The sequence below is a fragment of the Rhodopseudomonas telluris genome, from assembly GCF_042432815.1.
Classification (GTDB): Bacteria; Pseudomonadota; Alphaproteobacteria; order Rhizobiales; family Xanthobacteraceae; genus Rhodopseudomonas; species Rhodopseudomonas telluris.
This window is the reverse complement of the sequence record NZ_JBHLWM010000003.1, coordinates 550,790-569,774: the sequence shown is the minus strand read 5'-3', so window position 1 is coordinate 569,774 and position 18,985 is coordinate 550,790. Positions and strand designations below refer to the sequence as shown.

The 18,985-nt window shown below is 65.2% G+C and carries 18 protein-coding genes; 4 read left to right on the top strand and 14 right to left on the bottom strand.

The annotated features are described in order from the left end of the window. Window positions 1-70: 70 nt before the first annotated feature. Window positions 71-853 (bottom strand): SDR family NAD(P)-dependent oxidoreductase, encoded by a 783-nt coding sequence (locus ACFFJ6_RS09465; RefSeq protein ID WP_378386828.1) that lies wholly within the window; start codon window positions 851-853, stop codon window positions 71-73. Window positions 854-957: 104 nt separating this feature from the next. Then, the gene (locus ACFFJ6_RS09460) at window positions 958-2,025 is read right to left on the bottom strand and encodes a phosphotransferase family protein (RefSeq protein ID WP_378386826.1); all 1,068 of its coding nucleotides are present in this window, start codon (window positions 2,023-2,025) and stop codon (window positions 958-960) included. Window positions 2,026-2,340: 315 nt separating this feature from the next. Here ACFFJ6_RS09460 and ACFFJ6_RS09455 point away from each other — a divergent pair, with 315 nt between their 5' ends. Beyond that, the gene (locus ACFFJ6_RS09455; protein ID WP_378386824.1) at window positions 2,341-2,868 is read left to right on the top strand and encodes a GNAT family N-acetyltransferase; all 528 of its coding nucleotides are present in this window, start codon (window positions 2,341-2,343) and stop codon (window positions 2,866-2,868) included. 130 nt (window positions 2,869-2,998) lie between these two features. On the opposite strand, the gene ACFFJ6_RS09450 is transcribed toward ACFFJ6_RS09455, so the two are convergent. After that, complete coding sequence (locus tag ACFFJ6_RS09450; protein WP_378386822.1) at window positions 2,999-3,394, bottom strand: VOC family protein; 396 nt, start codon at window positions 3,392-3,394, stop codon at window positions 2,999-3,001. Window positions 3,395-3,890: 496 nt separating this feature from the next. Between ACFFJ6_RS09450 and ACFFJ6_RS09445 the strand changes: the two genes are divergently transcribed. Beyond that, window positions 3,891-5,870, top strand: a complete 1,980-nt coding sequence (locus ACFFJ6_RS09445; RefSeq protein ID WP_378386819.1) for a sigma-54-dependent Fis family transcriptional regulator — start codon at window positions 3,891-3,893, stop codon at window positions 5,868-5,870. A 235-nt stretch (window positions 5,871-6,105) separates the two neighbouring features. On the opposite strand, the gene ACFFJ6_RS09440 is transcribed toward ACFFJ6_RS09445, so the two are convergent. From ACFFJ6_RS09440 to ACFFJ6_RS09395, 10 genes are all read right to left on the bottom strand, one after another. Next, on the bottom strand, window positions 6,106-7,734 hold the full coding sequence (locus ACFFJ6_RS09440) for a molecular chaperone GroEL (RefSeq protein ID WP_378386817.1): 1,629 nt from the start codon (window positions 7,732-7,734) through the stop codon (window positions 6,106-6,108). 28 nt (window positions 7,735-7,762) lie between these two features. Further along, window positions 7,763-8,524, bottom strand: a complete 762-nt coding sequence (locus ACFFJ6_RS09435) for a metal-sulfur cluster assembly factor (RefSeq protein ID WP_378386815.1) — start codon at window positions 8,522-8,524, stop codon at window positions 7,763-7,765. 4 nt (window positions 8,525-8,528) lie between these two features. Continuing rightward, on the bottom strand, window positions 8,529-9,569 hold the full coding sequence (locus ACFFJ6_RS09430) for an amidohydrolase family protein (protein ID WP_378386813.1): 1,041 nt from the start codon (window positions 9,567-9,569) through the stop codon (window positions 8,529-8,531). A gap of 104 nt (window positions 9,570-9,673) precedes the next feature. Then, window positions 9,674-10,033 carry an MmoB/DmpM family protein gene (locus ACFFJ6_RS09425; RefSeq protein ID WP_054163166.1) on the bottom strand — a complete coding sequence of 120 codons (360 nt, stop codon included), beginning with the start codon at window positions 10,031-10,033 and terminating at the stop codon, window positions 9,674-9,676. A gap of 61 nt (window positions 10,034-10,094) precedes the next feature. After that, entirely contained in the window at window positions 10,095-11,159 is a 1,065-nt protein-coding gene (locus ACFFJ6_RS09420; protein ID WP_378386810.1) for an aromatic/alkene monooxygenase hydroxylase subunit beta, read from the bottom strand. 68 nt (window positions 11,160-11,227) lie between these two features. Beyond that, the gene (locus ACFFJ6_RS09415; protein WP_378386808.1) at window positions 11,228-12,271 is read right to left on the bottom strand and encodes an NADH:ubiquinone reductase (Na(+)-transporting) subunit F; all 1,044 of its coding nucleotides are present in this window, start codon (window positions 12,269-12,271) and stop codon (window positions 11,228-11,230) included. Between the two features lie 103 nt (window positions 12,272-12,374). After that, window positions 12,375-14,048: an aromatic/alkene/methane monooxygenase hydroxylase/oxygenase subunit alpha gene (locus tag ACFFJ6_RS09410; protein ID WP_054163169.1), complete on the bottom strand. Its 1,674-nt coding sequence runs from the start codon at window positions 14,046-14,048 to the stop codon at window positions 12,375-12,377. 129 nt (window positions 14,049-14,177) lie between these two features. Next, window positions 14,178-14,450 (bottom strand): hypothetical protein, encoded by a 273-nt coding sequence (locus ACFFJ6_RS09405; protein WP_378386805.1) that lies wholly within the window; start codon window positions 14,448-14,450, stop codon window positions 14,178-14,180. Beyond that, on the bottom strand, window positions 14,450-14,818 hold the full coding sequence (locus ACFFJ6_RS09400; RefSeq protein WP_378386803.1) for a hypothetical protein: 369 nt from the start codon (window positions 14,816-14,818) through the stop codon (window positions 14,450-14,452). The genes ACFFJ6_RS09405 and ACFFJ6_RS09400 overlap by 1 nt, the downstream gene beginning before the upstream one ends. Window positions 14,819-14,868: 50 nt before the next feature. After that, window positions 14,869-15,912 (bottom strand): NAD(P)-dependent alcohol dehydrogenase, encoded by a 1,044-nt coding sequence (locus ACFFJ6_RS09395; RefSeq protein WP_378386801.1) that lies wholly within the window; start codon window positions 15,910-15,912, stop codon window positions 14,869-14,871. 296 nt (window positions 15,913-16,208) lie between these two features. Between ACFFJ6_RS09395 and ACFFJ6_RS09390 the strand changes: the two genes are divergently transcribed. Then, entirely contained in the window at window positions 16,209-18,110 is a 1,902-nt protein-coding gene (locus ACFFJ6_RS09390; protein WP_378386799.1) for a sigma-54-dependent Fis family transcriptional regulator, read from the top strand. Window positions 18,111-18,136: 26 nt separating this feature from the next. Further along, complete coding sequence (locus tag ACFFJ6_RS09385) at window positions 18,137-18,592, top strand: SseB family protein (RefSeq protein WP_378386797.1); 456 nt, start codon at window positions 18,137-18,139, stop codon at window positions 18,590-18,592. A gap of 61 nt (window positions 18,593-18,653) precedes the next feature. Here the strand turns inward: ACFFJ6_RS09385 and ACFFJ6_RS09380 are convergent, their stop codons facing one another. Continuing rightward, on the bottom strand, window positions 18,654-18,908 hold the full coding sequence (locus ACFFJ6_RS09380; protein WP_378386795.1) for a hypothetical protein: 255 nt from the start codon (window positions 18,906-18,908) through the stop codon (window positions 18,654-18,656). Between the last annotated feature and the right edge of the window lie 77 nt (window positions 18,909-18,985).

The following is an 18,985-nucleotide window of genomic DNA, read 5'->3' as shown; positions in this document are numbered from 1 at the left end:
CCGTCTCCTCAAAATCAAAGCGGCCCGCGATGACGCGGGCCGCTTTTTTGTTGCAGCTCTGGCGAGGCGCTTAGCGCGGCGCCATCCGGATCGCGCCGTCGAGACGGACGTCTTCGCCGTTGAAGTAGCCGTTGGTGATCATGGTGAGCGCGAGCTGCGCATATTCCTCCGGCAGACCGAGCCGCTTCGGGAACGGCACCGAGGCGCTGAGCGCGGCCTTGACGTTCTCCGGCGCGCCCTGCAGCAGCGGCGTGTTGAAGATGCCCGGCAGGATAGTGTTGATGCGGACGCCTTCGCTCATCAGGTCGCGCGCGATCGGCAGCGTCATGCCGACGACGCCGGCCTTCGAGGCCGAATAGGCCGCCTGGCCCATCTGGCCGTCTTCGGCCGCGACCGACGCGGTGTTGACGATGGCGCCGCGCTCGCCGTCGTCCAGCGGCGGCAGCGACAGCATGCCCTGCGCCGACTTGGCGATGCAGCGGAAGGTGCCGACCAGATTGATCTGAATGATGCGATTGAAGGCATCGATCGGAAAATGCGTCGGCTCGCCGGTCTTCTTGTCGCGGCCGGCGGTTTTCACCGCGTTGCCGGTGCCGGCGCAATTGACCAGGATGCGCTCCTGCTTGTGCGCCGCGCGCGCCTTGGCGAAGGCCGCATCGACCTGCTCGTCGGAAGTCACGTCGACCTTGCAGAACACGCCGCCGATCTCCTTGGCGACGGCCTCGCCCTTCTCTTCGTTGAAGTCGAAGATCGCGACCTTCACGCCCTGCGCGGCGAGCGCACGTGCGGTCGCGGCGCCGAGGCCCGACGCACCGCCGGTGACGACGGCGGCGACCGAGGAATCGAGTTTCATGTCAGTTTTCTCCCTTGGATTGAGCTTGTTCGATGCGGACGGCCGGCGCTCAACGGCCGCCCGCAGTGCTGGCGATGGTGAATATCGGCTGCTGTTTCGCCGCTCTAGGCGGAAGCACCGCTCTGCTTCAGCCGACCGATTGCTTGTTCGGCCAAATCCAGTTGCTCGCTGACCCGGCGGCGCAAGTTGTCCAGGTCGACGCCCTCTGTGCTCTTTTGTCCCGCCATGTAGCGGGCATAGACGCCGTGGATGATCGCGGCGGTCTTCCAGCGGTTGAAGCCGATGTAGTAGTCGAGCCTGGACAGGTCACGGCCGGTGCGTGCCGCGTAACGGTCTGCCAACATGGTGCGGGACGGAAAGCCCGGCAGCACCGTCGGAGCTTCGCCCCACTGCCGGTCGCGATCGCTGGGATCGGGAAACTGATTGAGGGCATAGGCGAGGTCCGCCAGGGGATCGCCGAGCGTCGAGATCTCCCAGTCGACCACCGCCACGATGGTGTGGTCTGGCCCCGTCAGGGTATTGTGCAGCCCGTAGTCGCCGTGAACGATCCGCGCCGGTCCCTGTTCGGGGAGTTGCTCCAGCAGGAATTCACGCAAACTGTGCGCGCGCGGGTCATCGAACTTCGCCGGCTCGATCGAAGCCATCCACGACTGATACCAAGTCTTCAATTGCCGGCCGACGTAACTGTCCTTCTTGCCGAGATCGCCAAGGCCGACAGCGTCGGGGTCGACCGCGTGCAGATCGGCCAGCACGTCGATGAACGAATGCGCCAGCTTGGCGCGCTCTTGCTCCGGCACCAGGCGGCGCGTGTCGGCCGCGGTGTAGAGCGGGTGCCCGTTCACATGGCCCATGATGTAGAACCGCGCGCCGGTCACCGCGGTGTCGTCGCAGAAGCCGAACGCGGCCGGCACCGGCACCGGAGTCGGCCCGAGCGCGCTGATCAGCGCCCACTCGCGCTGCATATCGTGCGCCTTGGGGAGCAGCTCGCCGAGCGGCGGCCTGCGGATCACGGCCTTCCGGCCGCTTGCGTCTTCGATCAGGTAGGTCAGATTGGAGTGGCCGCCCTGCAGCCGCGTCCAGACCAGCGGCGGTGTCAGCGCAGGGACATTCGCACGGATCCAGGCTTCGACGGCCGGGATGTCATAGCCTGCAATCGGTTCGGTGGTCTTCATGCCGCCTTGCTCCTCGATCGATCGACCGCGACGCACCTTGCTTGACGTGGCAAGGCGTCATTCGCTCAGAGCGTCTTGCGGGTCTCGAAATTCCTTGTCAACCGGCGGCTTCCTTCGCGGAGAGGGGAAGGCAGCTCAGAGGGCGTGCTGCGGCGCAAAGGCGCAACCAGATTTCCGCTTCGCGGGATCATCGTCTTTGCGATCCGCCGGTGAAGAGACTGACTCGGCCGCCATAAAAGCGCTGAGCTTGCGCGACAACACGGCGGATGCCGCGCCGGCTTTCGGATCGGTCGAAGGTCAGGAAGGTCCGACCGCATGGATGCCATCGAAACAAACCGTCTCGTCCTGAGAAATTTCCGGACGAACGACGCGGCCGATCTGTTGGCCTATCTGTACGCGCCGCGGTCGAGCTGCTTTCTGTCGATGAAGCTCGACGACCTGCCGGCGGCCGAAGCGGAGGCGACCTTGCGCAGCCGAAGCGATGAGCACATTGCGGTGTGTTTGAAGTCGACCGGCCGGCTCATCGGCGACCTGTTCGCCGTGCCCGAAGACGATACGGTTTCGGTCGGATGGAATTTCAACGAGGCCTTCGCTGGCGTCGGCTTTGCGTCCGAAGCCGCGCGCGCGTTGTTTGACCATTTGTTCACTGCACGCAACGCACGCCGCCTCTACGCCTATGTCGAAGACCACAACATCGCGTCGCAGCGTCTGTGCGAACGACTAGGGATGCGCCAGGAAGGGCTGTTCAAGGACTTCGTCTCCTTCACGACCGACCGCAATGGTGACCCGATCTACGAGAACACCCTGCAGTACGCGATCCTGCGCCGGGAGTGGCAGCGATAACAATCAGCGGGCTGACGCGATGCGGGGCAATACCCTGCGTCGCTGGTGACCAAGGCGCGGCGCCATGACGACCATGGTCCGAGCCGGAGACATTCCCGCCGGCACGACCTCCCGGCCACATGACCGCCGATCAACCGAACCTGCCACCCCTCTGGATCACCTCGATCTTGTAGCCATCCGGGTCGGTAGCGAAGAAGAAGCGCGCAAGCACCGCGTTATTGTGCTGCAGTTCGCGCAGTGGTCCCGGCGAGAGATTCTCGCGTTCGAAGCGCGCGTGCTCCGCGGCCAGATCGTCGACCACGACCGCCAGATGACCGTAGCCGTCGCCCATCTGATAGGGCGCTGTCCGATCGGCATTGACGGTGAGTTCGAGCTCGAACGGCGACGACGGGTGCCGCAGATAGATCAGCGTGAAATCCGGGAAGGCAATGCGATCGGCCGGCTCCAGGCCGAAGGCCTTGTTGTAGTAGTTCAGCGACCGCGCTTCGTCGAGCACGCGGATCATCGAATGAACCGGCTTGGCCATCACGGGCAATCCTCTTCTGATGAGTTTACGATCGAGCACCACTCACTGGCGCGCAAGTTGTTCCGGAGAATCCTGCGATGAAGTGCACCAACCGCACCAGCGCCGTCGACGAGCAGCCTCCTCAGGCCACGCACGCCTTGGTAGTAAACGCGTCTCGCAATGCAAACAGCTTCGGCGTCTCAAACCGCAGCGCAGCAACGATTCTTTCTTGCTCAGCTGATTCCCACGCGTCTCCTTCTTGCCACTTTGCCAATGAGGTATAGGCTCACCGATCGCGCCCGGGCAGGCTTTTGATATCGATGACAGCTTGCGCGGAACGTGTTGGGGATCGAGGGGATGCTGCCGGCGTCGACGCAGGGCTGATTGCGGTCGGCGATATCGGCAGGTCGGACGGACGCGAGATGACTTCGCCGAGGTGATTGCGAGCAGCCAGGCTGGGCTTGGTTTTGCGCCGCTGTTTGGTGGCCTCGGACGCCATGACGCCAAGGGAGCCGACATGGACCAGCGAGACGTGCGCGCCGCATGGGAGCGCTTCGTTGAACGCGGCGCGCTGGCAAGCGAGCTGCGATCTCCTGTGGCAAACTCGTGGCAACGCTCCCGCAGCCACCAGGTGGCAATCGATCGCACCACGGCCCCCATCGTAGCCGAAGCCGAACTGTTCCGTCAGCGCGCCAAGCACGTCGCGCTGCGCCATGCCGCGCGTCGGGCGCTGGAGAACTCGCGGACCTTTCTCAGCGACGCGCAGTCGATCATGATCCTCACCGATCCGTCGGGGCTGATCATCGACACCGAAGGTGACGCGCGGGTGATCGACGCCGGGCGGGCCGTGCATCTCGAGCATGGCGGGCGTTGGAGCGAGGCGGACATCGGCACCAACGCGATCGGCGCCGCGATGGCGGAAGCGCGGCCAGTGCAGATTCACGGCGCCGAGCATTTCTGCGCCGAGGTGCAGCGCTGGACCTGCGCGGCGGTGCCGGTGTGCGATCCGGTGGACGGCGAGGTGCTCGGCATCGTCGATATTTCGGGACCGGCGACGACGTTCAATCCGCACAGCCTGGCGCTGGCGGTTTGCGTCGGGCAGCAAGTGGAGAGCGTGCTGGCGCGCGCCATCAAGGAAGACCACGAGCGCCTGCTGCAGCACTACCTCGCCAAGCGCGCGATCTGGGCGAGCGACGAGAGCCTGCTGATCGATCGGCGCGGCACCATACTTCACGGCAGCGAACTCGCCCGCAAGGCGATCCGCGACAATCTCCGCGGCGACGGGCACGATCCGCCGACGCGGATTTTGAAGCGGCTCGACTTCGCCGAGTGGCCCGCCAAGCTGAAGGAGCTGATCCCGGGCGTCAGCGTCGATCTCGTCGCCCACGACGACACCGGCATCGGCGCCGTCATCGTGCTACATGCAAGGCGGCGATTAGCAGGACCGGATCGCGGTCTGCAGAAGCAGGACCAGCCTGATAACCGGCGGATGAGTTCCGGACCGCGCACCGCGCCGCCGCAAGGCTTGCGCTTTTGCGAAGAGCCCGCCGTGAAGCGGCCGCCTTGTGCTGACTCAGCGCCGCGACGGTTGCGCCACGCCCCGTCGCCGGCGACCAGCTTCGTCGTCGCCGATCCGGCCGTGCAGGCCGTGGTGCGCCGCGTCGAGGTCGCGGCCGCGCGACAAATGCCGATCCTGATCCGCGGCGAGACCGGCACCGGCAAGGAACAGCTCGCGCGCCATGCCCACGCGGCCAGCGGGCGACAGGGCGCGTTCGTGCCGGTGAATTGCGCCGCGCTCCCCGACAGTCTGATCGAAGCCGAGCTGTTCGGCTACGCCGAGGGCGCCTTCACCGGCGCACGTCGCGGCGGCGCGCCGGGGCTGGTGCAGGAGGCCGATGGCGGCACGTTATTTCTCGACGAGATCGGCGACATGCCGGTTGCGTTGCAGGCCGTGCTGCTACGCCTGATCGACGACTGGACGGTGCGCCCGGTCGGCGGCGCGCGCAGACGGGTCGATATCTTTCTGGTCTCGGCCACCAATGCCGGGCTCGAAGACGCCGTCGCCCAGGGCCGGTTTCGCTCCGACCTGCTGTATCGGCTGAACACGCTCGAAGTGACGCTGCCGCGGCTGCGCGATCGCACCGACTTCGAGTCGATCGTGCGGCATCTGATCGACGGCATCGATCCGGGCTGCGAGATCGCCGCGCCGACGATGGCAGCGCTGGCGGCGCGGTCGTGGCCCGGCAACATCCGCGAACTCCGCAATATCCTGGCGCGCATTGCGCTCAGCAGCGGCGACGGGCCGGGCTCATCGGTGATCGCCGATCTGATCGGCCAGGCGCCGCAGCCGCGATCGGGCTCGCTGCAGGACATGCAGCTCGCCAGCATCCTCGCCGTCCATGCCGAAACCGCCGGCAATGTCAGCGAAACCGCGCGCCGCCTCGGCGTCTCCCGCAACACCGTGTACCGCGCGCTGGGTCAGACGGCAGCGCGGTGATCGCCATCCAACAATTTCTTTCTTGAGTCACCGAGACGCTCTCAACGGGCACAACCTCATGGTGAGGAGGCGCAAAGCGCCGTCTCGAACCATGCGCCGCAAGCACCCCGCTGCCTCATCCTTCGAGACGCCCGGCTGCGCCGGGCTCCTCAGGATGAGGAGCCCGTGCAGGTGGTAACGGTCGTTTCGCTTCAATCAGTGGAAGTTTTCCGAGGCTGCACCGACGCGTGCACCCTCACAACAACTCCGCGCCGCCCCCACGCGCAGGCTCCGCGGTGATGTCGTAATATTCCGGCTTCTTGGCGATCAGCGTCTGCGTCGTCAGGATCAGGGCGGCGACCGAGCCGGCGTTGCGGACGGCCGAGTAGCTGACCTTCACCGGATCGATGATCCCAGACTTGATCATATCCACGGTGGTGCCGGTCCGCGCGTCGAAGCCGTAGCCGTTGCTGGCCTTGACGACCTTGTCGACCGCGGCGGCGCTGTCGCGGCCGCAATTGGCGACGATACAGGCGAGCGGCTGGCTCAGCGCGCGCTGCATCAGCTCGGCGCCCTGCTTGGCGCTGCCTTCCAACTTGCTAATCAAGTCGTCGAGTTCGGGCGCAACGCGGATCATCGCCACGCCACCTCCCGGCACGACGCCCTCCTCGATCGCCGCGCGGGTGGCGTTGATCGAGTCCTCGATCAGTTGCGCGCGGCGCTTCTGCTCGACCGGCGTGGCGCCCCCGGCGAGGATCATCGCGGTGCCGCCCGACAGCTTGGCGAGCCGCTCCTGAAACTTGTCGCGCTCGATGTTCTCGGGCGCGGCCTCGTATTGCCGCAGCACCTGCTCGCGCCGCGCGTCGATCTCGTTGGGTCTGCCGTGGCCGGCGGTGATCAGCGTCTTCGACGACGAGATCCGCACCTGCCGCGCCGAGCCGAGATCCTCGAGCCTGGCGCGCTCGAGCGTGCCGCCGAGGTCGCGCGAGATCACGCGTCCACCGGTCGCGACCGCGATATCTTCCAGCATCGCCTTGCGCCAGTGGCCGTATTCCGGCGGATGAATCGCCGCGACCTTGACGTTGGTCTTCTCGCGGCGCGACAGCAGCATCATGATCACCGGCGGCGCGACGTCCTCGGCGATGATCAGCAGCGGCCGGCCGCTCTTCTCGATCAGCGCAAACACGCCGGCGAGCTGATCGCTGGTCTGGATCTTGTGGTCGGTCATCAGGATATAGGGCTCGTCGAGCACCACCTGCATGCGCTCCACATCGGTGACCATGTGGTGCGAGAGATAGCCACGTTCGAACGCCATGCCTTCGACCACTTCCAGCGTGGTCTCCACGGTCGAGCCGAATTCGACCGCGACGATGCCGTGATTGCCGGCGCGCGCGAAAGCCTCGGCGACCATCGCGCCGAGCCGGGCATCGTTAACCGCGATGGTGGCGATGGCACGGATGCCGTTCGGGCCGTCGACCGGCTTGGCGGCGCGCTTCAGCGCCTTGATGGTTTCCTCGACGGCGGCTTCCAAACCTTCGACCAGTTCGACCGCGTTGGCGCCGCCGGCCAGCAGCTTGAGGCCGTGCTGCACCAGGAAATCCGCCAGCACCGTCGCCGTCGTGGTGCCGTCGCCCGCCACCTCGTTGGTCTGCTTGGAGACTTCGCGCAGCACCTGGGCGCCCATGTTTTCGAACGGGCATTCCAGCTCGATCTCGGCCGCGATGCTGACGCCATCGCGCGACACCAATGGCGTGCCGATCGGACGGTCCATCACCGCGTTCATGCCCTTCGGCCCGAGCGTCCCGCTGACCGCCTTCGCCAGCTTGGCGACCCCTCGCCCGAGCGCTTCGCGCGCCTGGGCATCGTGAAGCATCATCTTCGGCATCGTGATCCTCCCTGTCTTTTTGGACGCGCTACGCGGGCGCGCTGTTTGTCTGGTCGAGCGGTCTCGCGCACCGGGGCGTCAGCGGCGTTTCGGTATCGAAGCGGACGTGCAGCAGCCCGCGGCACAGCGCGCTGTTGAATTCGGCATTGACGTCGACGCGCCGTAGCGCGCGGACATAGGTGGTCAGCGTCTCGGCCTGCAGCGGCTGCCCCTCGGTATCGACGAAGGCCAGGGACAACCGGTCGGCCACGACAGGCCGCCGCTCCAGATAGCGCGCGACGAGGCGTGCGCCGGTCTCGTCGAGATCCAGCGCCGTGAGTTCGTCACGCGTCAGCTCGACCAGCATCGCGGGCGCGTAGCCCTCGTCGATCAGGTGCGACAGCAGCGCCGCCTGCCGGCGCTGCAACGCCTTCAGCAGAAATGTCCGCCGCACCTCGCCGAGATCGCCGTCGGCCTCGTCGCCGAACGTGTCCTGGAACGAGCGTCCCTCCTTCAGGCCGGCATTGATCTTGTCGGCATACATGTGCTCGCCGAGCGTGACCTCCACGGACGTCACCCACGGCAGTTGCAGCACCGCGGTTCGCATGTCGTCGGCCATCAGAAAGGAAAAATTGGCGGCGCACCAATAGGTCGGCAGGCGGAAGCCGATGTGGACGCGGTGATCCGCATCCACATCGACCCGCGTGACGAACTTCAGATCAGTGACCGACTCGTCGAGCTCCGGGTCGGTCACCGTCTGCAACGCGCCCCAGACCTCGGCCTCGAGGTCCGCGATCGTCACGGCGATCATGGCCTCACTCCGCGGCGTGAGCAGCGGCGAGATGATCGTAACCGCCGGCGGCGCCGATGCGGTTTTTCTGCGCCTCGATATCGATGTTGTAGAGCCGCGCCGCGTTCAGCCCGAGGATCTTCTTCTTGGTCTCGAGCGTCAGCACCGAGCCGGTTTCCTTGCTCAGTTCCTCCGGGATCTCGAACGCCATGAACCGGTCGATCAGCCATTTCGGCGTCCAGATGCCGTAGTCGCTGCCGTACAGGATCTTGTCCGGCCCGATCCAGAACAGCAGCTCCGCCATCACATGCGCGAAGTAAGCCGGGCGGGTGTGGATGAACGGCAGCGCCACCGCGAGGCCGCCATACACGTTGGTCTCCTGCGTGGCGATCCAGCAGAAATCGTCGAGCCGCGGCAGGCCGCAATGTTCGACGATGAAGTTGAGATCCTGGAACGAGGTCGCGACGTCGTCGATGTCGCCGACCTGGAACGAGTCCTTGTTCAGCGGGATGATGGTCGGGCCCTTGTGAACGTGGACGTTCTTGATGCCGAGCTTCTGCGCTTCCTCCAGGAACCGGTACGACTCCTTGTCGTCGAGCCGATAGCCCTTGGAGTCGCCGCGCCATTCCGCGGTGTACAGCTTGACGCCCTGCAGCTTGTACTTCTCGACGTCGGCATGGAGCTGCTCCAGCCCCTTGTTGCCGTCGCGGGGATCGAACGCGCCGTTGAGGATGAAGCGCTCGGGATGCTTGTTCTTCAGCGCGAAGTTGCGCTCCACGGTGTTGAAGCCGTGATTGTAGAAATCGGTCAGATAGGTCGACTGCAGGATCGCCATGTCGTCGTAGCCGTGGACGAACAGATCGTCGTGCATGGTCTGCGCGTCGTACTTCTCGAACTTGTCCTGCGGCCACTTCTCTTCAGGCGGGCTAAGGTTGGAGTGGTAGGCGTAGAAGCATTCGATGAACTGCTTGCCGTGGATGTTCTTCTGGTTGGCCGGGCTGCCGTCCCAGAAATGGGTGTGGCCGTCGATCACGAAGATTTCTTCGCCGGATGCCGTCCTGTACATCGCGTCTCTCCCTGTCACGTCCCGTTCGGGCGTCTGATTGGCGGATCGATCGATCCGAGCTCGTGGAAACGAAGGGAGCCGGCCCGCGGCCGGCCCCGGCCGCGTCAGTGCTCGATGTAGGCGAGCGCCTCGTTCATGTCGCCGAAGCAGACCACGGTGTCGTCGTCGACCATCACCATCCGGCCGTAATGGGTGGAGGTCGAGATCTCGAAAAGATACGGCGTCATCTCGCGGCCGAGCGCTTCGCTGATCTCGCTCATCTTGAACACCAGCTTGCCCTCGCCGTCGATCCGGATCATCGCCGGCATGAACGTCACCTTGACGCCGACCTTCTGCTCCATCACTTCGGCAATGGCGCGCGCCTCGACGCTGTCGTTCATCGTCACCCCGCATTGATGCGAGATCGTCTCCTCGAATTTGATGTCCTTCATCGACTTGAAGATGTTGGTCGCGGCCTCGGTCATCTGGCTCTCCTGGGGTGATGGCTTGCTAGCAGTTGCGTCATGGTGATCTCCGCGCCGACGATCACGGCGCGACGAGGCCGACCTGCGCGCAGATCGTCTTGATGCGGTTGTCGGCCTGCGCCTGGGCGTCGGCGAAGCCGGTGACCTTGACGCGCGGCTGCGACCAGATCGGCTGCAGATTGCTGGCGGCCTCGCGGGCCAGCGCGCCGTGATGTGCGATCCAGCCGTTGAACAGATCGCGGTTGTGCGGGCCGTTCTCGTTGTCGTGCGTCAGCATGTGGATCAGCTCGACGGTGTTGGCGAGATTGCGCTCGTAGTCCGCCTCGGCCGCTGCGACCACGGACGGCGTCGCGAAGTCGCCTTGTGACGCAGCCATCTGCATGATGAAGCCGCTGCGGAACAGCTCGCCGACCAGCGGCTCGAACACCAGATTGGTCGCGAGATATTGTTCGAGATAATCGGTGGCGCCCATGATGGCTTCGACCGCCTTGCGGGTGCCCTGCCAGATCGGATCTTCCAGCCAGTGCTTCTTGCCGGCCGTATGATCGAAGGTGCCGATGTCCATGCCGATCTCGCTGAGATACAGCGTCAGGTCCTGAGCGAAGCGAAGCTTGTAGGACGAGTTGGTCAGCGTCGCGTTGTTGATCATCTGGGTGTAGCCGTAGCGCTGCGCCTGCATCAGCGAGGTGCCGAGCCCGAATTCGGCGTGCTTGTAGGCGCCGAGATGATCCTGCAGCACCTTGACCCAGGCGGCGTCGAAGCGTTTCGGCGCGCCGGACTTGCGCGCGTTCTCGATCACGCCCTGCACCATGCCGCAGATCGTCGATTGCCGCTGATAGTGCGTCCGCTCCCATTCCTGATCGACCGCGCGGAACTGGTGCCAGTTCGAACTACGTGCCTTCGTCCAGTTCTTGGAATAGGTCGGCGTGCCGTCCGGGAACGAGATGATCCAGTCCTGCAACAGATAGCGCTCGGGATCCGGCTGCACGTCGACGGTCATGTCCTCGTAGTGGGTCGCCTTGCGGGCTTTCGGCTCGTAGTAATTGTACTTGCGGCTGTCCGATCCGGCGAAGATCGCGGATCCTGCGGCGCCGGACTTCTGGACGGTCTGTGGGCTGGCACTCATGTCATCCTCCCTGGGTTATGGTTGGTTTCGCCGATTGGCGTTTTCAGGCGTAGCGAGGGCGTCGGCCGTCAGCGCGTGGCCGGCGTGAACTTGTCGAAGAAGATGTGATCGGGCTCGACATTGGCCATCTGCAGCACCGGCAGCACCGCATCGATCATCGGCACCGGTCCGCAGGCGTAAGCGTCGATCACGCCGCTCAGGGATTCGGCGGCGAGCCGTCGCTGCACCACCTCGTGGATGAAGCCGGTCTCGCCGTCCCACTGATCGTCAGCGGTGGCGTGCGACAGCGCCGGGATGAACTCGAAGTCCGGCAGCGCCGCGGCGACCGCCGCGATCTCGTCCAGCATGAACAGATCGGCCCGCGTCCGCGCGCCGTAGAAGAACCGCACCGGGCGCTGATCGCCGCTTTGCACCTGATCCGACAGCATCGACCACAGCGGCGACATGCCGGACCCACCGCCGATCAGCAGCAACGGGCCGGTTCGCCCTTCGCGGCGGAAGCAGGTGCCGTAGGGGCCCTTGGCCTGCAGCACGGCACCGGGCTGCAGCGCGCCGTCGAGCTGCGACGAGAACAGGCCGTTCGGATATTTCTTGATGATGAACGACAGCCGCGTGCCGTCGACCGGCGCGTTGGCCATCGAGAACGCTCGCGTCACGCCGATGTCGGGCAGCGTCAGGTCGACATATTGGCCGGCCCAGAACTTCATCGGCTTGTCGAGGTCGATCTCGAGCAGACGGATGTCGTGGGTCAGCGGCGTCACCTTGGCGAGCCGGGCCTCGAACGACTTCACCGCGATTGAATGCGACAGCAGCTCCTCGTCGAAATTCAGCAGCTCGACCTCGAGGTCGCTGTAGGCGTGGGTCTTGCAGAGCAGCACATGCTCGTTCTCGCGTTCGTAGTCCGGCAGCGCGAAGGTCGAGTATTTCAGCATCTCGATATCGCCGCTCAGCACACGCGCCTTGCAAGAGCCGCACTGCCCTTCCTTGCAGCCATGCATCAGCGCGATGCCCTGGCGGAATCCGGCGTCCAGAACGGTTTCGCCTTCCTCGACATCCATCTCGATGCCGACCGGCTCGAGGCGGACCTTGTAGGTGGTGGTGGTTTCCGACATGGATCTCGGCCTGGTTAGTGGGACGGAGGTCGCAGCGCGCGCGGCGCCGCATCGGCGGGGACGAGGGGGCCGCGGCGTGCGGCCCCCTCGCCTCCAACCTGGCTCAGTTGCAGGGGTTGATGGTGAAGCCCTTGCGATACTCGGCGACGGCGGCGTCGCGTTCGGCGCCGGGCTTCAGGGCCCGGAACGAGCGCAGCGGGCTGCCGAGCGTGTTGCCGCGAACGTGGTCGAGCGTCCACATGTCCTTCTGCTCGAAGCGCAGATGCGGCTGCGGCACCAGCGTCTTGCCGTCGGAGCGCACGAAGCCGAGATCCACCAGGGCATCGGCGTGATCCCAGCCGTGGTAGCACTCCTCCCACTCGCGGCGACCGCTGAAGCGGCCCATCGCCGGCGTGGCGCGGCCTTCATACTCGGCGGCGAACGCCACCTTGTGGGTCCAGCGGCAGCCTTCCGAGCAGTAGGTGTAGACCTTGCCGTCGACTTCGTCGCAGCAGAAGTCCTCGCGGATCAGGCACGGCACCATGCAGCTCCAGCAGCGGTGCGGATAGACGTAGCCGACGTCCGAATTGAAGGCGATCACCTTCTCGCCCGGCTTCGACAGCTTCGCGTACCACTTCCAGTAGTCGCCGAATTCGGCGTACCAGCCCGGATATTTGTGCTCGAACCACTCGAAATCCTTCTCAGTCTGGGCTTCGATGCGCCAGAAGTTGAACGACCAGCCGACCGAGAAGAACTGCGCGGTCTTGTGGACGTAATTCTTCTTGACGATGCGGTCCCAGGCCTCGGCGACGTCGTCGTGGTGGATCTTGATGCCGTACTTTTCGAGCGGCAGCATGTAGGTCCGGTAGTAGTCTTCGTAGATCCAGCGGTGCCACAGCTCGGCGTAGGACTCCTTGTTCTTGTCGCGGTTGGTGGTGCCGTATTCGATGAAGGTGCCGATCGCGGCGTCGACGATGGCGTGGTTCTGCCAGAACGCGTATTTCAGGTCGCGCTCGAGCAGCTGATGGTTCGACGGATCGTGGATCATCGCCATCAGCATCGAGTGGCCGTTGCCGATGTGGCGGGATTCGTCGGACTGCACCGAGAGGAACACGGTCGGCAGCGCATAGTCGCCGTTGCGGGCGGCTTCCGACGGCATCGCGACGAACAGCGTGTTGGTGAAGGCGGTCTCGGCCACCACTGTCAGATAGATGTTGGCCGCGGTGATCGCGTCACCGGTGAGGAAGCCCTCGGCGAACTGCCGGCCGATCGTGGTGGCGTAGCACTTGCCGAACGCCGCTTCGGTGATGTCGAAGCCGGCGGGATCGATGTAGTTCTCCATGTACCACTTCTTCAGATTCATCTGAATCGTGGAATGGCGGAACTCGTCGACCATCTGCATGGTGAAGCCGGTGCGCAGTTCCTCGCCCGGCGCCAGCCGGCCGACCATCGCCATCGAGCGCGCCGCGGAGATTTCCGGGAACGGGATGATGGCCAGGAACAGCTTCATCCATTCGACCCAGCGCGGCTCGACATTGCGGAACATGTCGCCGCGCAGCGCCGCGTCGAGCGCGCCGTAGACGCGGTTGTCCTTCTCTTCCTGCATCGGGAAGTAGGAGCGCAGCACCTGCTTCATCGGGTCGCGCGGCACCCGCGAGATCTTGTAGTCGGTCGGGAAGGTCATCGCCTCCTGGACGTAGCTCGGCGTCCAGCCGAGATCGGACACGCGGTTGGCGGCTTCCGCGGTGCTGATGCCCTTCTGGCTCACGATCTTGTTCAGCGTCAGTGTCTCAGACATTTAGGTCTCCCTTGGACGTTGCTTGGACTTCGTCTTGACTTCACTTCCTGCCTTGGTTGGTCGGGCGCCCGCTCGACGATTGGTTGCTACGCATGAGGCAGGTGCGCCCGATGGTCGGTGGCCCGTCGCTCAGGACGGGCCGGAGACCGGCCGCTCGGCCGGGTCGCGTTGCGCGGCGCCCTTGGTCAAGGGCTTGCCTTCGGCGATGAACCGCGCGGTGAGCACCAGGGCGCCCATCGCGAAATCCTTGCCGTGGCTGGCGATCATCGCCTCGGCGATGCCCGCGAGCTGCACGAAGAAGCCGTCCTTGGAGCGGTCCTCTTCGCTGAGTTCGATCGGACCGGATGGCGGCACGCCGTCGCGCGGCCCCTTGCCAACCGTGTCGGTGCTGTTGCTGGTCATCATGCGTTTCCTGATCGGTAGTGAGTGCCCCCGCCCTGCGGGCCGGCGTCGAATTCGAGCAGCGATGCGTTGAGCCACTCGCGTTCGGCGACGAGCCGATCGTGTTCGTCCTGCAGCGCCTTGAGCCGCGCGGTCATCCGCTCCACTTCGGCAGCCGCATCTTCCGACGCGCCGGGCAGCCGGCTGTCGCGGATCGCGCAATGCATCTCGATCTCGGCACCGCCGCGTGCGCTGTCGTTGCGCAGCTGCGCCTCGTTGTTGCGGATGATCGCCTCGATCAGCCGATGTCGGGCCAGCATGCTGGCGCGCGCCGCCTCGCGATCCGACCGGTCGGCATTCGGCGGATCGTCCGCGCTGTTGTTGGTCATGTCGCCCATCCAGGTTTGCGGCGGTGAGCGGACCGCCTCGCAGCGGCCCGTCATGGCACCAGCACGGCCCGGCCGTGGATGCGGCCATGATGCAGGTCGTGCAGCGCATCGTTGGCGGCGCTGAGCTTGTATTCCTTGGTGTGAAGCTGAACGAGACCGCGGTCGGCGAGCTTCATCAGCTCGACCAGCTCGGCATAGCTGCCGACCAGATTGCCCACGATGGTCTTCTCGGTGGTGATCAGGTCGATGGTCGGCAGCTCGATTTTGCCGCCGTAGCCGACCACGTAGTAGAAGCCGTCATTCGCCGTCATCGCCAGGCCGCGCGCGACGGCCTCGCCTTCGCCGACGAAGTCGATCACGGCTTCGGCGCCGCGGCCGCCGGTCAGTGCGAGCGTGGCTTCGACCTCGTTGCCGTCGGCCTTCACCAGATGATGCGCGCCGCAGGTCTTGGCGAGTTCGAGCGATTTGTCGTCGCGATCGACCACGATGATTTCGGCGGCGCACAACGCGGCCAGAACCTGGATGCCGATGTGGCCGAGACCGCCGGCGCCGATCACCGCGACGTACTGCCCGGGCAGCAGATGCCGCGAGGCTTTCTTCGCAGCGCGATAAGCGGTGAGGCCGGCGTCCGTGTAGGGAGCCACGTCCTTCGGCGCCAGCGTCTTCGGCAGCTTGATCAGCGAGCGCTGGCCCGTCAGCAGATATTGCGCATAGCCGCCATTGGCGTTGATGCCGGGAAACACACTGTCATCGGCATGCATGTCGTTGCCGCGGCGGCACGCCAGACAATGACCGCTGGTGACCAGCGGATGGCAGATCACCGGATCGCCGACCTTGATGCCTTCGACGCCGGGACCGATCGCCTCGACCCAGCCGGCATTCTCGTGCCCCATGATGTAAGGCAGGTTGACGTCAACCTTGCTACGCCAGATGCCTTCGACGATATGCAGATCGGTCCGGCACACGCCGGCGCCGCCGATCCGCACCACCACGTCCGATGGCCGCGTGATCTTCGGATCAGCCACGTCTTCGTATTTGACGAATTCCTTCGCCGTCAGCTTCTCGTCGAATGCATGCAGAACCGCGGCTTTCATCGAACCTTCGCTCCCTGAAAATTATTTTTGTTCTGTCACCTCGTTGGCGCCGGGCGACGAACTAACAACAGCAAGAGCCATGCCACGCGACTAACAGCCTGAGTTACATGCACTTCCGGATCGCGCGACGGCGCCGCCGCGATCCGCATTGGACCAACGTGGTGAACATTCGTGTTCCGCCGCGGAACACTTCGAGACGAGACGAAGAATTTGGAATTTTGCTTAGTTGGAATATGTTGAAGTTCGAACGCCGCAACGAGAAGCCGAATACGGCTCGCGGGACGGAGGAACGTCTGATGCTCGATCAGGGAGGGCAGTCGATGCTGCTTGCCGGGCGGCGCCTCGACAACATCGGATTAGCGCTCGAGCAACGCGGCGGTTCGCCGGCCGGCTACATGCCGGTCGATATCTACGACAGCTGGATGCGCTGCATCGCACTCGGGCTCGATATGCGGCGGCCGCCTCCGCCGGAGTTCGTCAGCCCGGCCACGCTGCGGCAGGAACAACAGCGCTGCTCGCTGGTGCGCGGCTTGGCGCTGGCCGAAATGCACACGCTGCATCAGCAGATCTCCGGCTCCAATTTCATGGTCGCGTTTGCCAGCGCCGAAGGCTTGCTGCTCGACATCATTGGCGACCGCAGTTTTCGCGATGCGTCCGACGCCGCCGGCATCCGGCCCGGCGCGCTGTGGACCGAACGCCACTGCGGCACCAACGGGCTCGGCACGGCGGCGCATCTGAAGCGGCCGGTCGCGGTGCACGGCGATCAGCACTTCTTCCCGCGCTACAACAATCTCACCTGCGTGGCTGCGCCGATCTTCGCGCCTGATGGTGAACTGACCGGCATCCTCGACGCATCATCGGATTGCCTGTCGCGCCAGACTCACACCCAGGCGCTGGTCGGAATGGCGGCGACGCAGATCGAGAACGGCCTGTTCCGCGAGTATCACCGCGGCAATATCCTGATCGCGTTTCACAACCGCGGTGAGTATCTGCACACGCTCAGCGCCGGCCTGCTCGCGGTCGATGAGGATGGCCGAATCCTCTCCGCCAATCGCGCTGCGCGCGTGCTGCTCCACGGGCTGCCGGCCGCGGCCGGCCGGCATTTCGCCGACGTGTTCCGCACTGACTTCAACCGTTTCGTCGATGAAGGCCGGCGCAGCGAGCGGCAGAGCCTGGAGGACGACGTCGGCAGCCAGTTCGTCGCCACCATCGAAAACACGCGGCAGTTTCCGATGATGTCGCAGCCGATCGTCAAGGCACCGCCTCCGCCGGCGCCGGCCGTGGCCGAGTTCGTCTCCGCCGATCCGGCGATCGCGGCGATCGTGCGCCAGGTCGAGAACGCCGCAGCGCGCAAGATGCCGATCCTGGTGCGCGGCGAGACCGGCACCGGCAAGGAACAACTCGCCCGCCACGCCCACGCCGCCAGCCGACGCTCCGGTTCGTTCGTGCCGGTCAACTGCGCCGCGCTGCCGGACAGCCTGATCGAAGCCGAACTGTTCGGCTACGCCGAGGGCTCGTTCACCGGCGCGCGCAAAGGCGGAGCCAGCGGACTGTTCAAGGAGGCCGACGGCGGCACGCTGTTTCTCGACGAGATCGGCGACATGCCGGTGTCGCTGCAGGCTGTGTTGCTACGTTTCCTCGATGACTGGACCGTTCGGCCGGTCGGCGGCGCCAAGCGCAAGGTGGACGTCCAGCTGGTCTCCGCCACCAATGCCGATCTCGACGAGTCGATCGCCAAGGGCCGCTTCCGCGCCGATCTTTTGTTCCGGCTCAACACGCTAGAGGTGACGCTGCCGCCGCTGCGCGAGCGATCCGACTTCGCCGACATCGCCCGGCACGTGTTGGCCCGGGTCGATCCGTCGGCCCGGCTGACGCCGGGCGCGATCGAGCGGCTCGCCGAACTCGAGTGGGCCGGCAACATCCGGCAATTGCGCAACGTGCTGTCGCGGCTGTCGCTCGCCGAGCAAGGCGGCCTGATCGGCGAAGCGGCCGTCAAGGCGGCGATCGGCGACCTCACGGCGAAACGACTCTCGGCAAGCGCGCCGAGCAGCGGCGGACTGAAGCGCGGACTGCGCGACTTGCAGCGCGCGCAACTGCTGAGCGCCTACGCGGAGGCCGGCAACAATGTCAGCAAGGCCGCCCGCAAGCTCGGCGTGTCCCGCAACATGATCTATCGCGCGCTGCGCGAGCAGGATTGACGACTCATCGCATACCAGCAGGGAGGATGTCCGTGTTCGAACCGCAGAACAATCTCGAAGCGCTGATGCAGGCCGCCGCCAGAGACCCCGGCGCCGCGCCGGCGTTCTATCAGGCGTTGCTGAAGACCGAGATCTACATCCTGGTGCCGGAGGCGCCGGTCGCGCCGGGCGAGACCCGCGCGCTGCAGCCGCAGGAGACGATCAATGTCGCCACCGTCGACTTTCAGGGCCTGCGCTGGCACCCGGCCTTCACGTCGAAGTCGCGCATCTCGGAGTACGTCAAGGAGCCCGAGAGCTGTCTCGGCGCTGTCGCCGAGGATTTGTTCGCCATGCTGCCCGGCTCGAATTTCTGGCTCAATCCGTCGTCCGAATGCCAGAAGCCGCTGCCTGCCTCGGAGATCGAAATGATCACCGGCGGCAAGATCTTCGCGGCGGTCGGCGCCAAGCCCAGCCAGCAACGACGCCCGCCGCGCAGCAGCTGAAGCAACGCCGACACTGGGTGCACATCATCGCAGTTGGCGGGTATCGCAACTCGCCGCTGCTTCAAGCAGCCAGCGCTCGACGCACCGCGGCGGTGCCGAGCTCATTCATGATCTTGCGGGTCGGGCCCTTGATCACCAGCCCGCCGATGATCGCGAGACCGCGACGACCGGCCCGCCGAACAGCGTCGCGCAGGCCGTCCGACTGCAGCGCCCATGCGACCTCCTGGGTGAGGCGCGCACCCCGCCGCCGTATCCTCGAAGAGTTACGTTGACACAGGTATCTTGGTAGCGCCGTTGAGAACGGCGAACCGCGCATGCTCATTGCCTCCCCCAAAAATGTACGACGCAAGTAATCGCACTACGCACAAAGTATGACGCTATCCCGTATTCGTA

Bases quoted from the DNA above. Each gene is read 5' to 3' on its own strand.
- ACFFJ6_RS09465 (WP_378386828.1), bottom strand. From the start codon at position 853: ATGAAACTCGATTCCTCGGTCGCCGCCGTCGTCACCGGCGGTGCGTCG.
- ACFFJ6_RS09460 (WP_378386826.1), bottom strand. From the start codon at position 2,025: ATGAAGACCACCGAACCGATTGCAGGCTATGACATCCCGGCCGTCGAA.
- ACFFJ6_RS09455 (WP_378386824.1), top strand. From the start codon at position 2,341: ATGGATGCCATCGAAACAAACCGTCTCGTCCTGAGAAATTTCCGGACG.
- ACFFJ6_RS09450 (WP_378386822.1), bottom strand. From the start codon at position 3,394: ATGGCCAAGCCGGTTCATTCGATGATCCGCGTGCTCGACGAAGCGCGG.
- ACFFJ6_RS09445 (WP_378386819.1), top strand. From the start codon at position 3,891: ATGGACCAGCGAGACGTGCGCGCCGCATGGGAGCGCTTCGTTGAACGC.
- ACFFJ6_RS09440 (WP_378386817.1), bottom strand. From the start codon at position 7,734: ATGCCGAAGATGATGCTTCACGATGCCCAGGCGCGCGAAGCGCTCGGG.
- ACFFJ6_RS09435 (WP_378386815.1), bottom strand. From the start codon at position 8,524: ATGATCGCCGTGACGATCGCGGACCTCGAGGCCGAGGTCTGGGGCGCG.
- ACFFJ6_RS09430 (WP_378386813.1), bottom strand. From the start codon at position 9,569: ATGTACAGGACGGCATCCGGCGAAGAAATCTTCGTGATCGACGGCCAC.
- ACFFJ6_RS09425 (WP_054163166.1), bottom strand. From the start codon at position 10,033: ATGACCGAGGCCGCGACCAACATCTTCAAGTCGATGAAGGACATCAAA.
- ACFFJ6_RS09420 (WP_378386810.1), bottom strand. From the start codon at position 11,159: ATGAGTGCCAGCCCACAGACCGTCCAGAAGTCCGGCGCCGCAGGATCC.
- ACFFJ6_RS09415 (WP_378386808.1), bottom strand. From the start codon at position 12,271: ATGTCGGAAACCACCACCACCTACAAGGTCCGCCTCGAGCCGGTCGGC.
- ACFFJ6_RS09410 (WP_054163169.1), bottom strand. From the start codon at position 14,048: ATGTCTGAGACACTGACGCTGAACAAGATCGTGAGCCAGAAGGGCATC.
- ACFFJ6_RS09405 (WP_378386805.1), bottom strand. From the start codon at position 14,450: ATGACCAGCAACAGCACCGACACGGTTGGCAAGGGGCCGCGCGACGGC.
- ACFFJ6_RS09400 (WP_378386803.1), bottom strand. From the start codon at position 14,818: ATGACCAACAACAGCGCGGACGATCCGCCGAATGCCGACCGGTCGGAT.
- ACFFJ6_RS09395 (WP_378386801.1), bottom strand. From the start codon at position 15,912: ATGAAAGCCGCGGTTCTGCATGCATTCGACGAGAAGCTGACGGCGAAG.
- ACFFJ6_RS09390 (WP_378386799.1), top strand. From the start codon at position 16,209: ATGCTCGATCAGGGAGGGCAGTCGATGCTGCTTGCCGGGCGGCGCCTC.
- ACFFJ6_RS09385 (WP_378386797.1), top strand. From the start codon at position 18,137: ATGTCCGTGTTCGAACCGCAGAACAATCTCGAAGCGCTGATGCAGGCC.
- ACFFJ6_RS09380 (WP_378386795.1), bottom strand. From the start codon at position 18,908: ATGCGCGGTTCGCCGTTCTCAACGGCGCTACCAAGATACCTGTGTCAA.